The organism is Paenibacillus roseus (assembly GCF_016424485.1).
Lineage (GTDB): Bacteria > Bacillota > Bacilli > Paenibacillales > Paenibacillaceae > Paenibacillus_D > Paenibacillus_D roseus.
Window position 1 is genome coordinate 171,381 of sequence record NZ_JAELUP010000065.1, and the last position, 16,459, is coordinate 187,839.

At 45.4% G+C, this 16,459-nt stretch carries 12 protein-coding genes; 2 read left to right on the top strand and 10 right to left on the bottom strand.

What is annotated here, in order from left to right; genetic code table 11:
- Window positions 1-13: 13 nt before the first annotated feature.
- The 4 genes from JFN88_RS12985 to JFN88_RS13000 form a co-directional block, all read right to left on the bottom strand.
- A complete protein-coding gene (locus JFN88_RS12985) occupies window positions 14-1,888 on the bottom strand; it encodes a WD40 repeat domain-containing protein (protein WP_199019716.1) in 1,875 nt (624 codons plus the stop codon).
- The gene (locus JFN88_RS12990; protein WP_199019717.1) at window positions 1,885-2,679 is read right to left on the bottom strand and encodes a formylglycine-generating enzyme family protein; all 795 of its coding nucleotides are present in this window, start codon (window positions 2,677-2,679) and stop codon (window positions 1,885-1,887) included. The genes JFN88_RS12985 and JFN88_RS12990 overlap by 4 nt, the downstream gene beginning before the upstream one ends.
- Before the next feature lie 2 nt (window positions 2,680-2,681).
- A complete protein-coding gene (locus JFN88_RS12995) occupies window positions 2,682-3,959 on the bottom strand; it encodes an MFS transporter (RefSeq protein WP_199019718.1) in 1,278 nt (425 codons plus the stop codon).
- Between the two features lie 85 nt (window positions 3,960-4,044).
- Window positions 4,045-5,889: a hypothetical protein gene (locus JFN88_RS13000; RefSeq protein ID WP_199019719.1), complete on the bottom strand. Its 1,845-nt coding sequence runs from the start codon at window positions 5,887-5,889 to the stop codon at window positions 4,045-4,047.
- Window positions 5,890-6,408: 519 nt separating this feature from the next.
- On the opposite strand from JFN88_RS13000, the gene JFN88_RS13005 reads away from it, so the two are divergent.
- Window positions 6,409-7,845 carry a SpoVR family protein gene (locus JFN88_RS13005; protein WP_199019720.1) on the top strand — a complete coding sequence of 479 codons (1,437 nt, stop codon included), beginning with the start codon at window positions 6,409-6,411 and terminating at the stop codon, window positions 7,843-7,845.
- 243 nt (window positions 7,846-8,088) lie between these two features.
- On the opposite strand, the gene JFN88_RS13010 is transcribed toward JFN88_RS13005, so the two are convergent.
- Both JFN88_RS13010 and JFN88_RS13015 read right to left on the bottom strand, forming a co-directional pair.
- Window positions 8,089-9,111, bottom strand: a complete 1,023-nt coding sequence (locus JFN88_RS13010) for a protoglobin domain-containing protein (RefSeq protein WP_332908475.1) — start codon at window positions 9,109-9,111, stop codon at window positions 8,089-8,091.
- Between the two features lie 150 nt (window positions 9,112-9,261).
- Window positions 9,262-11,157: a PrkA family serine protein kinase gene (locus JFN88_RS13015; protein ID WP_199019721.1), complete on the bottom strand. Its 1,896-nt coding sequence runs from the start codon at window positions 11,155-11,157 to the stop codon at window positions 9,262-9,264.
- A 550-nt stretch (window positions 11,158-11,707) separates the two neighbouring features.
- On the opposite strand from JFN88_RS13015, the gene JFN88_RS13020 reads away from it, so the two are divergent.
- Window positions 11,708-12,451, top strand: coding sequence for a DUF2161 domain-containing phosphodiesterase (locus JFN88_RS13020; protein ID WP_199019722.1), 744 nt, complete (start codon window positions 11,708-11,710; stop codon window positions 12,449-12,451).
- Window positions 12,452-12,494: 43 nt separating this feature from the next.
- Here JFN88_RS13020 and JFN88_RS13025 read toward each other — a convergent pair whose 3' ends face one another.
- The 4 genes from JFN88_RS13025 to serC all read right to left on the bottom strand — a co-directional run bounded on the left by JFN88_RS13025 (window position 12,495) and on the right by serC (window position 16,388).
- Window positions 12,495-13,739 carry an aminotransferase-like domain-containing protein gene (locus JFN88_RS13025; protein WP_199019723.1) on the bottom strand — a complete coding sequence of 415 codons (1,245 nt, stop codon included), beginning with the start codon at window positions 13,737-13,739 and terminating at the stop codon, window positions 12,495-12,497.
- Window positions 13,740-14,149: 410 nt separating this feature from the next.
- Window positions 14,150-14,401, bottom strand: coding sequence for an AbrB/MazE/SpoVT family DNA-binding domain-containing protein (locus JFN88_RS13030; RefSeq protein ID WP_199019724.1), 252 nt, complete (start codon window positions 14,399-14,401; stop codon window positions 14,150-14,152).
- 210 nt (window positions 14,402-14,611) lie between these two features.
- Window positions 14,612-15,076, bottom strand: coding sequence for a tRNA (uridine(34)/cytosine(34)/5-carboxymethylaminomethyluridine(34)-2'-O)-methyltransferase TrmL (gene trmL, locus JFN88_RS13035; protein WP_199019725.1), 465 nt, complete (start codon window positions 15,074-15,076; stop codon window positions 14,612-14,614).
- Between the two features lie 220 nt (window positions 15,077-15,296).
- On the bottom strand, window positions 15,297-16,388 hold the full coding sequence (gene serC / locus JFN88_RS13040; RefSeq protein WP_199019726.1) for a 3-phosphoserine/phosphohydroxythreonine transaminase: 1,092 nt from the start codon (window positions 16,386-16,388) through the stop codon (window positions 15,297-15,299).
- Between the last annotated feature and the right edge of the window lie 71 nt (window positions 16,389-16,459).

The window sequence follows — 16,459 nt, forward strand, 5'->3', positions numbered from 1 at the left end:
GCACCTTCCTAACTTAAAGCAGTTCAATACGGGAGTCTTGTAAAGGTCTATATTCAGATTTTACTTTTTGAATCATTTCACGGTACGTATCGATGATTGAATGAGAAACAGGATCAAAAATATAAATGGCCCCGTCATAAGAGGAAGCTGCAATATGACTCCCAATTTTTGCAACACTGCTTATCCCGTTTTGAGCAACATTTATTGTATTTAAGTCGCCGGTCTCCAAGGATACAACAATCAGATTCCCCCAGTAATCCCCTGCTACAATTATGGAATCACTATAGAAGGACACCGATTTTAATGACTTTCGGCCTAAGCTGACTGTATGAATTGGCTGAGCGGTATCGAAATCATACACTCTTAGTGTAAAATCTCTAGAGACCGTTGCAATCCGACTGCCAGATTCTGAAATATCCAGGTCGTTGATAATCGCCGTATGGCCCAGATACGAATTTTTCTTGTTTCCATCAAAATCCCATGAGATAATCTCTCCGTTTGCAGAACAACTTACGCCTACAGTTGAATTTGGATGTAGTCTTAGCGCTTTAACAGCTCCGTCATGAGGATAAAATTTCCGAACCTGCTCTCCCGAAATATTCAATTGCACAACGGCTCCGCTATAACAGCCAATAAATGAGTAATGATAATAATCGGGATGTGAGCTGATACGAATTGAATTTATCGGCCCTTCCCCAATCAAAACCTCTTTGCTGTGTGTAAGTCTATCCATTTCATAGTTGAAATAGTGAACACGCTGATTATGTGCTCCCGTAATTAAAAATTTCTCATGGGCAGCAATTGCATTCATTAAAAACCTTCCGCTTGTAGGGGCAGCGGACGTAACACGGACAGGATGGGAATCTTCAATCGCAACAACACGGACATATCCGTCATCGCTCACTGATCCAACTTTCCCCCTACTTACTTCCGCAATTTCATTAAAGCATGCATTTCCATTTGTTTCATCTATTCCTATTTCATTCATGAATTTTCCTGTCTCTGCATCCCAAACTAATAGTGTACCGTCAAAAGTACCGGCAAAAATATGTGTGCTATCCTCAGACCACACTAAAGACCGTTCCCATTTGCTCGGGAAATTCTCAAGCTCTATTTTCTCTTCAAAAGTATGAGCATCCCAAATTCTTACTCGCTGATCATAAGCAGCGGACAAGATTGATCCGTCAATGAAAGAACAAGATACTTTCTTTATACCGGAAGAATGAGCCTTGATCTCGTGTAGCATGGTTCCGTCTTCAATGTCGAAAATACGTACATAACCATCATCACATCCAAGTATGACCCTGTGTTGAATTAAATCTATTGCACAGGTATCCGTTTCAACATCAAAGGGACCCCATTGATTTAACAAATCCCCTGTATCTAAAGACCATACCCTTAATGTCTTATCATCGCCCGTCGAATATATTTTTCTATCATGATAGGCTAACGATAAAACATCCTTGCTATGGCCCTCTAAAATTTTTATGATTGCACCAGTAGTTAAGTTCCAGACGATGATTCTACGGTCTCTTGAAGCAGATATGCCTATATTCTCCTCTGCAAAAATAAAATCCTCAACGTCATCATAATGTCCGATTAAGTTCTTTATGAATTTCCCTTCTTGAATATCCCATATTCCAATTGAATAATCTGAAGAGCATGATGCAGCAAGTGTTCCTGCCCGATCTATTGTGATTCGATTCACTAGATGCTTATGATACCCTAATAAGCTTATTTCGCCAGTTATATAATTATATTTTGCCACAGCACCATCATAAGCAGAGGTGACAAGCCAAGGCGAATCCGGTATTTGCACAACACTTGTTACGGGGCCTCTATGTCTTGTAAAAACCCTGTTTTTTTCCTCTATACTCAAAATGCTCATGCTTCATCCTCCCTTGTATCTGATCTGCTTTCTCTAACCACCCTAAAACCGGTAAATCGAAACTCCGGCGAGGGAAATGGGCCGTGTCTTCTAGCTACTCTGCATAAGTCGCCCCCTCTTGCAAATGACCCTCCCTTTAGAATTTGATATCCTTCACCTAGAGCATAATGAATATCATCATCTATGTACTCACCGCCAGGGTATGCTCCATATCTGGTCGACACCCACTCCTCAACATTCCCCGCCATATCGTAAAGACCAAAAAGGGATTTGCCTTGCTCAAAATATCTGACCGGGGTCGTAGCTCCTAATCCCGATTCAAATGAGTTACAATATCCAGGTTCCCAATTGTCTCCCCATGGATACTCCCTTTTTGTGGCGCCGCGGGCCGCATATTCCCATTGAACTTCAGAAGGCAAGGAAACTTTAAAGCCGTTTTGTTCACCAAACCATAGGCAGAAATCCTCTGCTTCTATGTAGCTGACACCCCATACCGGGCAGTCAACTCCTCCGCCAAGTTCACGATTGCTTAGGCTCTCAGGCTTGCTTTTATTTCTTTCTTCCACATAACATTGATATAATCCATTTGGAATTAATACATCAGAAATTTCGAATGCGGGGATGGATAGCTCTCTTTGAGGATATTCTTTCATCAAAAAACTTTTAAAAGATGGAATGTAACGATCATCCAGCAATTTATCTTGCCAAAACAAAAAAGCCCGATTTATTTCTTCTAATGAACTGCCTATATAAGCATTCCCCGACGGTATTTTGATCCACTCAAGCATCATATCTACTTCCCTATCGTATTTTTTGATCGTACAAACGAGAGGCTTTTTCTTTTAATAGAGCCATAATAGATTGCGATCATGAAAATTAATCCTGCCGATAGTATTAAAGTTACAGTAAGAAATGTCTGCCTGGCTCCTGTATTTGTAATGGTGAATGTGAAGAAGGCAACAATTATGGATTGCATGAGTAAACTAAAGGAATTGAAAATTGAATTAACTTTCCCAATCAGATGGTTTGGTATATGTTCCATCATAATATTTTTGCGCAAGACTCTCGTAGCTGAGTTCCCAATACCAGCCAGGCTCCTTAAGGCCAGGAAGGGAATCAATGCAGGAAATAAGTAAACACCCAAATTAAAAATCAGATATAGCGTAAAAGTGACAAAAATAGAATTGAAGCTGCCCATATACTTAGCCAAATATGAAGCTATAATACCGCCTAACATAGCACTAAATGCATAAATAAAGCTTGAATAGCCTTGAACATCCGGCAGTTGATTCAAATCTGTATACAAAAATATAGGGTTAACATAATTTCCAATCAAAACCATTATACTCGGAAACAAAGCGACCATGAGGAAAATGATTAGATAACGGTTATTTTTTACATAACCCCAGGCTTCAGATACATCATTCCTGAGTGTTTTTTTAGATTTTGGCTCTGTCGAACTATCTTTATCCTTTAATTTATACGGAATAAAGAGGAACCAGATGATTGCCATTACCGACGAAACCATATCGAGCATTAGAATGGTGACGACATTTAGAGTCATGATCAGAACACCGACAAGACCGGCACTGATAAAGGCGGCTGCCTGGCTTTGTACTTCTATAGCGCTATTTATTTTCCTGAATTCATCTTTATTGAATATTTCTTGTGTAAACGCCATAAGTGCAGGAAACTGAAGCGAATAATAAATAGTGCTTAGAACGGATTGAACAGCAAGTAATGAAAAAGGGATGGAACCATATATGAAATGGCACCCAACCAACACACTGGTAGCAGCAATATTTTGCAACTCGCAAAATATAAGAACTTTTTTTCTGGAATATCTGTCTACGATTAAACCTAGATAAGGGGATAAAAAGAAAACAAGCAAATTAATCGCAATAAAAAGATAACCAAATTTTTTCGCTCCATCATGCATGTTAATAATCAAGTAAGGGATTATAAACGCAGTAATGCCTGAGCCGATTGAAGTTACGATGTTGGCCCCGAACAAATGGATCAGTTTGTAATTGAATGTAATATTAATCTCTCCTTGCTGAAGTTCAGACATTAAAGCTTAAATTGTTTAATCGGTGAAATGTCTATACCGAAGATTGGACTAATTCTTCGGATACGGATTCGAGGCCTTATACATACTAATTAGAATTCAGGTAAAACTCTCTAACTTTTATAGGTGAGCCCTCGATAATTTTATAAACATTTATGAATCCGCCGTTTCCGCCAACCAGTAAGATTTTATTTCCTTCATGATCCACTTTACCTGCCAATCCTTTCGGAAAATCGTAAAGCGGTTCAATTAAATCTACCATTTCCCCGCTTTCATACTCGAAAGCTCCAATCTGTTTACCATAATTGATTACAAAAACAAAATCTCCTAATTTGATTCCATTTTCTTTCGTATTCCACAATAACTCATAGAAAACTTTTTCAATTTTCATATTGTTAAAATCGATCTCCGCGAGTCCAAAGGAACCGACTATAAAATATTTATTGTCCGACTTGATGAACCGCTTTGGATAGCCTCCCAAATCAAGGTGACCAACTTGCTCAAAAGAGGTATTATAAACATATAAATCACCTTCTTTTGTTCCCACTGCTTTATACTCTTCTGTATATCCAGTTACATAAACTGGAGCTTTATATTGTCTTTTATGAATCACCGTTCCATTATCCGTATTCAACTCATACAAGACACCGCTATCCAGTGCGATCAGAGCAGATGAAAAGCGTGCATCTACTGCAATGTGCTTTGGTAAATCCTCAAGCTTCTTATACCACTGGACATGACCTTCTTTAGTAGCTTTAAATACATTATAGGTTTTTGAAATTGCAATATAAGAACCGTCAGGGAATGGGCATACCCGGAGCAAGATTCCAAATGCATGTTGGTGATGAGCAATTTTTTCAATTTTGACATTGTTAAATTTTGCAGTCTGATAACTAATAATATCAATATTCCGTCCGGAAGAAATATACAGTATGGAATCATTCTCAGGGTGAGGTTCAATAGCCCAAATACATTGGTAGTCAAACTGTCCGGATGCTAAAATTTTACCTCTATTATCAGTTTTTATAATTTCCCCACTTTGCATAAGTAAATATAAATGCTTCTTGGCGTAAACACCACCAATTAATTGATGCTCAAAAGGACCTACTGCTGCTTTAAGTTTCAAATCCTTTTGCTGATTATCAAACACGTACAGCTTTCCATCAAATCCGCCTGTATATATTTCCGTGTAATCTTCATTAAATTGCAAAAACTCTACATCATCTGTAGTAAACGGGTATTCTTTCTTCTCAAGTGTATCCTTCTCCAAAGTTACAATGCCGTTCTTGACGTTGCGGTCTTCATCCAGACCATAGTCTTGGGTAGCGATGAATCTATCATGCCTCTTGTCATAACGAATGATGTGCACGTTGCCGCTATCAACTGCGATATTCTCTTTAAATTCTAAATTCTCAAAATCCGCCATGTGAACCATGCCACAATTCTCAGAAATGATTTGCACTTCTGGAGATTCTGTACAAACACAATCAACAAAAGAATCCTTATTGAATCTAGGTAAAATATCAAGAACTTCAAAACTCTCCTGATCAATAACTACAAATTGAGCATAACCGTTATTAGTATACAACTTCCCTTTATACGTTCCAATGCCGCGTGATAGAGTGGGCGAGGGCACTTCATCCAAAGACTCCAAATATTTTTCTTCCCTCAACGGGTAGGCATCATGAAAATCTAATGGCTTTAACGTAGCCAAATCCCACTTGCCTACCAATCCCGTGATGTCCTTGGTAAAAATGTATTGATTGTCAAAGGTGATTGCATTAATCATGTTATTGGCATGAGTGGAAGGAGATGACTTGATGAGGTTTAGATCAGGGTCAAGATAGTGAATTCTCCCTCTAATGTCAGCAGTAAGAATCAGGTCCATACTTTCTACGTATAAAATTTTTGATAACCGATCAGCTATATTCACAAATGTTCCCCCTGACATAGGCATTATATATCCGAAAACCAGCCTGCTACGCTTATTCAATTAAATCTTGAACCCCCTGCGGACAGGGGGTCTGGAAAATCAAAGAAGAAACCATTAAGCTTACTTGTCCATAATAATGTTACCGCGTACAGGCTTGATAAAAACTTTTCGCCGCATAAAAACACCTCCTTGTTCCAATATTATATTATTATACCTTAAATATATACATTTTCAATATATTACAAATTTTTATATAATCGCAAAACTTGACCACACTTGACATTGCACTTGATGGCTGGATGTTTATCTCAGTTCCGATTGGGCCTGATAGCAACCAGCGATATTCCTCTGAACAAACTTACCATTTGTTAACTATATCATTATAATCTACCAATTGTCAGCAGAGAGAAAAATGGTTTCCTCAACCCAAAATAACGTCATGCTGCTCCCCCACCGCATATTCCCCCTGCAAATCCCATACATATATAGCAAAAAGCCTTGCCCGGAGGGATGTCAAAGATGAAGCAGGACGAAATACGCCAATTGGAGAGAGCCATCAGTGAAATTACGGAAATCGCCACCGGTTTTGGACTGGATTTCTATCCGATGCGATATGAAATTTGCCCTTCAGATATTATCTATACATTCGGAGCTTATGGGATGCCGACCCGATTTAGCCACTGGAGCTTCGGAAAAACGTTTCACAAAATGAAACTGCAGTACGATCTGGGTCTCAGCAAAATTTACGAACTCGTCATTAACTCCAATCCCTGCTACGCTTTCCTGCTCGACGGCAACTCACTCATCCAGAACAAGCTGATCGTCGCCCATGTGCTCGCCCACTGCGACTTCTTCAAAAATAATGCCCGCTTCTCCCGCTCGAACCGCAACATGGTGGAGAGCATGTCAGCTACCGCAGAACGGATCGCCAGGTACGAGCTTGAGCATGGCTCCCAAAAGGTGGAACAGTTCATCGATTCGGTGCTTGCAATTCAGGAGCATGTCGATCCTACCCTGATCAAGCCGTATCAGCTCGACAAGAAGCGTTACATTGAACTGCTGGAGAAAAGACAGGAAGAGCGCGCTAACTATTCTCATCTGGAAAGCCCTTATGATGACCTGTGGTCGCTGGACAATCAGGAAGAGGATGCTGAAGGGAACGAAAAGACCAAGCGCTTTCCCCCTTCCCCGGAGAAAGACCTCGTCTGGTTCATCCAGGAGTATTCGCCTTCTTTGGAGGACTGGCAGCGTGATATTATGACCACCATGCGGGATGAAATGCTCTACTTCTGGCCGCAAATGGAGACGAAAATCATGAACGAGGGTTGGGCATCCTACTGGCACCAGCGAATTATCCGTGAATTGGACCTGACCAGCGAGGAAACGATTGAATTCGCGAAGCTGAATTCGGCTGTGGTGCAGCCCTCCCGCAACAGCCTGAACCCCTACTATCTGGGTCTGAAAATATTCGAGGATATTGAGAAGCGCTGGGATAATCCGACAGAGGAGGAGCGTGAGCGGCTGGGTCGCAAGCCGGGAGAGGGACGGGAGAAAATATTTGAGGTGCGCGAGGTGGACTCCGATCAGTCCTTTATCCGCAACTACTTGACCAAAAAGCTGGTCGAGGATCTCGACCTGTATGTATTCGAGAAAAAAGGCCCCGAATGGAAGATTACGGATAAAGCGTGGGAACATGTTCGGGATCAGCTCGTCAACTCTCGGGTTAACGGGGGCTTCCCGAATATTAATGTGATCAACGGCGATTTTAATCGCTCCTCCGAGCTTTATCTGAAGCATCACTATGAGGGGGTCGAGCTGGATTTAAAATATGTAGAGCGCACGCTTCCCTACGTTGTGAGACTGTGGGGCAAAAATGTCCATCTGGAAACGGTTGTCGAAGACAAAGCGATCGTATTCAGTTGCGACGGCTTTAAAACAAGCCGGAAGTTTCTATAAAATATAAGGCGGCAAAGATCCTCTCCCCCGTAACGCTCGCCGCCTCCCTATAGATAGAGGTTAAGCACTAATTTTGGTTTTGAGCCGAATAACGATAAAAAAGCTTAACGGACAGCGGCGCCAGCACAATGCGGGCCCCCAATCCGTCAAGCTTTTTTCTACTTGGCCTTTGCGCCGATATGTAGCCATTTAACTCGCATAACGGGACACGCGCAATCAGCCAGGCATCGATTTCTGTCTAAATTAATAAGATATCTCGGATTCCTTAAGTGCTTCCAAATCCCTCGTCACCCGGTCGATCATCTGGACGAATGAGGCCAGCTCCTGCGAACTTGCAGCCTGCTGCCGCGCTTGAATGCTTGTCTTCTCTGACTCCGAGCGGACGCCTGTGACCTTGCTTTCCAGCGCGTAAAGCTTCGCTTGGATTTCCTCCAGCGTCGAACGGGAATGGGCCGCGAGCTTGCGAACCTCATTTGCTACGACTTCAAAACCGCGCCCGTGTTCCCCGGCCCGCGCCGCTTCAATCGCCGCATTCAGTCCGAGCAGATGCGTCTGGTCGGAAATCCCTTTGATCAAGGCCCTCATCTCGGAAATTTCCCCGATTTCATCCTTCAGTTCGCCAAGCAACTGGTGTGAGCTTTCCTGAGACTCCGCCGTTTGGGTTGCCGTCTGCGCAATAGACTGTGTGCTTGCGTCCAACTGGACAATCATGCCTGCCAGTTCCTGAACAGCGGAAGTTACCGTCTGGAGCAAATGCTGCTGGTGATCAGCCAGGGTCTGCAATTGCTCCTGTTCCTTTAATTCATACGCTTCCAATACCAACTGCGAGTCGAAGTTGAACATTTTGCTGAGTGTGAATACAACCTTTTGCCAACTATGCGGCAGCACACGGGCAAAGACCTGTGTCGCAATATCCAGATAGATCATATAGGTCCCCAAGTACCACTCTGTCTTGAGCCCGATCCGGGAGTGGACTTGTCCAATTCGAACTCGGTTCTCAATGAAAGATTGATCAATGTAACCATCTGTCAAGGACAGCCAATATTCCTTTTGTGTTCCTTTCAGACGCTCAATCGTGCTGACTCGCTCAATGATGGCTACCAGCTCCGGCTCCTGAACGACCCGGTCGTAAAATCGGTCGATGACCTCATCCACCACTTCTTTGAAGATTTCCTTGTTGTCCGCAAGCAGTTTTAAATCTTCTTCAGATATGCCTGTATATTTCAATTGTTTTTCACGGTCTGTTGTAACATTAATCATTGACATTATTCACGCTCCCCAGGAAGACTTATGAATTAGATAATACTGGCATTGTGCCCTAGAGATCATGATCTGTCAATAGATGCACTACTTTTGACCTATCTTCACAAAAACAACGGAGCTTCTGCATCCCGCAGAACGCCCCGCTGATCTATCTTACCGGTTCAACAGGCTTCCCACATACCTCAGCAACTCGTTGGAGCATACCGGGCAGTAGCCGTGGTCATCTATCAACCGCTTCGTTACCTCATTAATCCGCTTCAACTGGCTTTCATCCGGCGTCTTCGTTGAAGTGGTAATTTTTACAATGTCTTTCAAATCCGTAAACAGCTTTTTCTCGATCGCTTCACGCAGCCGATCATGGCTGGCATAGTCGAATTTTTTGTTCTTGCGGGAATACGAAGATATTCGAATCAGAATTTCTTCCCTGAACGCCTTCTTCGCATTTTCAGATATGCCGATCTGCTCTTCGATAGAACGCATCAGCCGCTCGTCCGGGTCAAGCTCCTCACCGGTAAGCGGGTCTTTAATCTTGCTCCAATTGCAATACGACTCAATATTGTCCAGGTAATTCTCGAACAGCGTACGGGCAGACTCCTCAAAAGCATAAACAAACGCCTTTTGAATTTCCTTTTTCGCCAGACTGTCATATTCTTTGCGTGCTACCGAGATGAAATTTAAGTATCGCTCCCGCTCTTCCTTTGTAATCGACGGGTGCTGATCCAGTCCGTCCTTAAGCGCCCGCAGCACATCAAGTGCGTTGATGCACTGCAAATCCTGCTTAATTAAAGCGCTGGATATGCGATTGATGACATAGCGGGGATCAATGCCGGTCATCCCCTCTTCAATAAACTCATTTTGCATTTCCTTCAAGTCAGCTTCCTTGTAGCCTTCAACCTCCTGACCGTCATACATTCGCATTTTCTTGACCAGATCCATTCCTTGCTTTTTGGATTCCTTAAGCCGCGTCAGTATGGAGAAAATCGCAGCCGAGCGCAGCGCATGAGGAGCTATATGAATATGTTTCATATCGCTCTGGCCGATCAGCTTGGTGTAAATTTTTTCTTCTTCCGACACCTTCAAGTTATAAGGCACCGGCATGACGATCATCCTGGACTGGAGCGCCTCATTTTTCTTGTTGCTAATGAATGAACGGTACTCTGTCTCATTCGTATGCGCGATAATTAATTCATCGGCCGAAATCAAGGCGAAGCGACCGGCCTTGAAATTGCCTTCCTGCGTCAGCGACAACAGATTCCATAGAAACTTCTCGTCACATTTGAGCATTTCCTGAAACTCCATCAGTCCCCGGTTTGCCTTGTTCAGCTCCCCGTCAAACCGGTATGCCCGCGGGTCAGACTCCGAGCCGTACTCGGTTATCGTTGAGAAATCGATGCTTCCGGTCAAATCGGCAATGTCCTGCGATTTTGGGTCTGACGGGCTGAACGTACCGATCCCGACCCGGTTATCTTCCGAAATTAAGACCCGCTCGACCCCGACCCGGTCGATATGGCCATCATATTCCGTTCTCAATCTCAATTGGCAGGATGGGCACAAATTGCCCTCAATTCGTACGCCCAGCTCTGCTTCAATTTCAGGGCGCAGTTCATGGGGGATGAGGTGCAGCGGCTCCTCATGCATCGGGCAGCCCTGGATTGCATATACAGCTCCCTGCTCCGTTCGCGAATATTGCTCCAGCCCCTTCTTCAGAATCGTGACCAGCGTCGATTTCCCGCCGCTCACTGGTCCCATCAGCAGCAGGATCCGTTTGCGTACATCAAGCCGCCTTGCTGCCGAATGGAAATACTCCTCGACCAATTTCTCAACCGCACGGTCAAGGCCGAATATTTCCTGTTCAAAAAACTTGTAGCGCTTGACGCCTCCGGATTCCTCAACTCCGTAAGATTTAATCATCTCATAGACTCTTGCGTGTGCTGTCATGGCCGGAGTCGGATCTTTTCTCAGTAATGCAATGTAGTCTTTAAACGTCCCCGTCCAAGCGAGTTTCTCGTTCTCTGCTTTGTACGCCGATATGCGTTCGAAAATATCCATGCGCCTTGTCTCCTCCCATCGCTCCCGCTCTTGCACCAATGTGTCTGATAGCTCCTGGCCGCCATTTCGGGCTCCGACTGCTTGATGCTGTTCCCAACGGACTGCCAAATGGCTTAAAACCTGTAGTCCGCTTTTGCCGCCACAACCAGCCATCCCACTGTATCGCAATAAACCTCACATTTAATCAGGCTGAAGCCTAAAATGTTTCGAGTAATACATAACTATGCATTTAAGAGGGGGAAGTTGCCCCATTTTTTCAGCTTCATTTCATCAATGTTCGACATTGGCACTGGTACCAGACCTTGCACTTTTGTTTAAAAACATGGCCTTTTCCGCCTGCTTCCCTCTTTGCGCCACTCTCTTCCAACAGAGCTGTGATATAATAAGATCAACCATTCAAGCATGAGAAACCGTCTGTACAGGTGCAAGCGCCAGCCTGCAACAATCGGACAGTACTGAAATCCCCTGCCTAACCTGAGGCAGCTATAATTGAAATCTTTAAATGAACGATTCACCAATGCTGCACCATTGAAAGGAGAGAGCGCTCAAGTTGGCCATTAAGCAGGAAGCCGAGCTGTATGGGCCGGTCAAGCATTTTTTTGAAAATCGGGGATACGAGGTCAAAAGCGAAATTATGCATTGTGATCTTGTCGCTATCCGCAGCGATAGCTCCGGGGGAGAGGATATCCTGATCGTAGAAATGAAAAAGACATTCAACCTGGCTTTGCTGCTGCAAGGGGTTGAACGTCTTCGGCTGGACGGTCATGTCGTGCTCGCCGTAGAGCGAAATCGCAAAAAAAGCGGCGCTCACAATCAGCGCTACGGTGACTTGACCGAGCTGTGTCGTCTTCTTGGAATCGGACTAATGACCGTCACCTTTTTCAAGACAAAAGCACCGCTGGTCGAAATGCTGTGCGAACCTGGCGAGATGCCCCGCAGATCCGTGCGCAAAAGCAGGCAAGCCCGCATGCTCACCGAATTTCGCGAACGAACGGGGGATTACAACACAGGGGGCATTACCGGACGCAAGCTGATGACCGCCTACCGCGAGCGGGCGCTGCGTTGTGCCTGGGCGCTGCAGCAGAGCGGTCCTGCGGCTCCGAGGACTGTTGCCGCATTGACTGATGTCAAGCAGGCAGGAACTGTGCTGCGCGACAACTACTATGGCTGGTTTGAGAAAACCGGCAGAGGAATCTACCAGCTCCGTGAGCCGGGTCTTGCCGCGCTTGAGGAGCATGGCGATATTATTGCAGCCTGGCTCACCGCATCCGGCCGAAAGATCGGATTGGCATAGCAAGGGTACACGGGAGTCCCTGCCAGGCCTCCATTTGTTCAACTTATATACTACGGGCGGTGAAGGCATCAGCGGCTTCAGCCAGCCTCCTGATGCCTTCCTCCATCTCTTCTTCTTTCATTCCGCAAAAATTCAAACGCGCGGTATTGCGGCGGGCTTCACTTGCATAACATCCGGCTCCGGGCTGAATGGCAACACCCTGCAAGGCCGATGCCCGCTGCAACGCCTCTGCATCCAGCCCTTCCGGAAGCTCCACCCACAGAAACAGTCCTCCCCGCGGCTCAGTCCATCTTGTCGCCGGCATATATTTCGTCAACAGTCGCTTCATCCGTGCCAGCCTTGCACGGCAGGCGGCTGCCAGCGCGGCCTCCATTACTTCCAACGGGAGCACCTGCGAGAGCCGGCTCAGTTCCGCCTCTGACACCGTAGGTCTTGCTCCAGAATCCACCGTCTGCTTTGCCTCTAGAATTTTCCCAATCAGCTCGGAGTTAGCAGTTATCCACCCTGTGGGCCATCCAAATTCATCTGCCGACAGGCTCGGAATTCCCCCGATATAAATAACCCGTCCCGCTTTAATGTCCCCATCCAGTTCCAGCAGGGATGGGATTGGCCGGGCAGACTCCTGTTTCATCAGCTTCCCGTCTTCCACAACATCTCCAAAATTCAACCCGCTGTAAGTGTCATCCTCAACTACAGGAATGTCAAATTCACGAGCCAACTCCAACAATTCCTCTCTGCGTGCCTGGTTCCATAAGCGTCCGTCCGGGCTCCCGTAGGTTGGCATGGTATAGATGAAGCGCGGCCTTCGAGCCTTAATTTGTGTCCTTGCCGAATCAATGCTTATCCCCTCATGTTCACTGGAAGCAGCCACCGCTTGAAGCCCGTGGGTCTTGAACAACCCAAGACTCTCCGCGCTCGTCAGCGCTTCGACAAGCACCGTATCTCCAGGTTTGGCAATGATGCGAATTACTGCGTTCAAAGCCGTGCGTGGAGAAGATAACCAAAGCATTTGCCCTGGCTCAGGCACCTTCATTGTTCCAACTGATCGCACCATCCGCCGAAGGAGCTGCTCTCTTAGCGACACCTTCCCTGCCATTGCATCGTCTGGCCCCACGCCAGGACAGTACCCGGCTTGCAACTGGTCGCGCGCCTCGCGAATCGCCTCCAGCCCAAGCATTTCACTGATAGGCAGATAACCGGCAAACGAGATAACACCCTTGTTCCTATCTGATCCTGCGAAGCCGGACAATTGGAATGGCAGCATCCCAGCTGTATGAAAATCGTTCATTCTGCAGTATGCCTCCTCGCTTCAGATAAGTTAGTTTACGCTTAGCATTAGCCAAAGGAACCTGTCCAGCATGGCTTGCTGTAACAATCTGTTCACATTTTTATGCGTTTTCTTTTAATCCTCAATTGGGTATAATATAGGCAATGATCTGGAGGTGTGCAGGATGAAATTTGAAATTACATTAAATTTCATCATTGTCATGACTATTATGGTGCTGTTTTTGACCGCCATGTTCACAGCGTCGTACAATGATGACAAAACCAAAGGTCTATAAAAAAATGAGCCTCCCATCGGGAAGGCTCATTTTTCTTTTCTGATTGAAAGGCTAAACTTTCAACAATGCTGCGCAAAAGCAGCGGCCTATCTTCCATGAATGGACAAATTGCCGGCATCGTATCCACAGGCCCTTATTATGCCCGACGGAGCTGAGTCATATCCTGAATGCATGAAGCACACAAATAACGCTCTTTAAATTCCCGGACATCCTCCATAGAACTGCAAAATACGCATCTTGGACGATAGCGCTCCAGAATGATATGGTCGCCCTGAACCAAAATTTCAACAGGGTCTCCCTCATTCATTTGGTACCTTTTGCGAAGCGATTTGGGCAGAACAATACGCCCCAGTTGATCCACTTTTCTTACTACTCCTGCTGGTTTCAATGATTTTCACCTCTCCTGTGTCTAGAATTGCAAGCCATTTCTGAGAAACCATTGCTATATTAACATTCGATGGCGCTGGCTAATTTCCTTCCTGATAACTATTTTTTCTTCGTTTTTTTCAACTTTACAGAAGAAAACAACCAGTTACCCCATGTAAATCTCGTTGGAATAGCCTAATCCAAATTTATCGGACGATTTATAACCAACATGCTAATTCAAATTTGCAAATCCGGTTTGTCTGAGCGCCTCATAAACAATAATAGCCGCGGAATTAGACAAATTCAAGGAACGAACTTTGTCAGTCATCGGCATTTTTATCAAACTGCCTGGGTTTGCATCCAGCAGTTCCTGCGGAAGTCCTTTCGTCTCTTTCCCGAACACGAAAAAATCTCCGTCTTGAAAACGGAAATCAGCGTATAGCTTGTCCGCTCTCGTACTTGCATAAAAAAAACGGGCCTCTCTATGCTGGTCTATCACCTCCTGAAAAGAGTCATAGTAGTGAACCTGAACAGCATGCCAGTAATCCAAGCCCGCCCGCTTGAGCGTACGGTCATCGGTGTCAAAACCCAGCGGTCTAACCAGGTGCAGATGCGAACCCGTAGCAGCGCAGGTTCTTGCAATATTTCCGGTGTTTGCCGGGATTTCCGGCTCCACCAGCACAATATGAAAAGCCACACTAACATCTCCTTGTCAAAAGGTACTGCTGCCGCTTGCTCCCGTTCTGGAGAAGCGTAATATCCCGTCAATGCTTAAGATTCTGATGGATCAAAGCGCTAAAGCATCAATGTATCGCAACATGTATTTGAGGCTCAAATGCCCCTCACAACGCCCCTTACAGCCTGGGAAAAAGCCGCCATCCTCTTTTTGCAGGGGACCAGCGGCTCAGACGATCATGTTAACCGTTGCGGCGTTGGAAGTCCTGCATGAATTCAGCCAACGTTTTGCAGTTCTCATGAGGCACGGCATTGTAAGTGGAAGCGCGAAGTCCGCCTACACTGCGGTGACCCTTCAAGCCAACAAAACCCTGTTGCTCGGATTCTTTCGCAAACTGCTTCTCCAGTTCCTCAGTCTGCAAACGGAAAGTAATGTTCATCGCCGAACGGCTGCCTTCCTGTGCAAAGCCGCGATAGAAGCCGCCGCTCAGGTCAATCGCATCATAGATCAGCTTTGTTTTATCACGATTGTACTGCTCCAATGCTTCGACGCCGCCTTTGGATTCAATCCATTTGAGTGTCAGATTCACCATATACACGGAGAAGGAAGGCGGTGTATTGTACAGAGAGTCTGTCGCTGCATGTGTATCATAGCGAAGCATCGTCGGGACATGCTTCAGGCTGTCGGATACCAGATCCTTGCGGACAATGACAATGGTTACACCGGAAGGTCCGAGATTTTTCTGGGCCCCGGCATAGATCAGACCAAATTTGTTAATATCAACGGCTCTGGACAAAATATCACTAGACATATCCGCAACGAGCGGCACATTATCCGGAACATTCGGGTAATCGGCAAATTGCGTACCTTCAATTGTCTCGTTCGAAGTAATATGAAGATAGGACGCATTCTCCGGTACCACGATGCTGCTTAAATCAGGGATGCGGTTGTACTTGTCCGATTCAGAGCTGGCCGCAATAGTCGTCTCGCCGATCAGCTTTGCTTCCTTGAGCGCCTTGCTCGCCCAACTGCCGGTCATTACGTAAGCCGCGGGCTTGCCGGCTTGCAGCAGGTTCATCGGCACCATTGAAAACTGGGTGCTTGCGCCTCCTTGCAGAAATAATACGTAGTATGAGTCCGGAATACCGTACAACTTGCGCAGAAGAGCTTGCGTTTCGTTATTGACCTGTTCAAATGCGGCACTGCGGTGGGACATTTCCATAATAGACATGCCGGCGCTGTGATAATCAACAAACTGCTCCTGCGCCTGTTGCAGCACCTCAAGCGGCAAAGCCGCTGGTCCGGCATTAAAATTTAATGCTCTGTTCGCCAATCGAAACACTCCTATCTTTTCTATAAAATAATGAATGATATGGCTATGATAGCAAGTTTAGCGTATTGCAT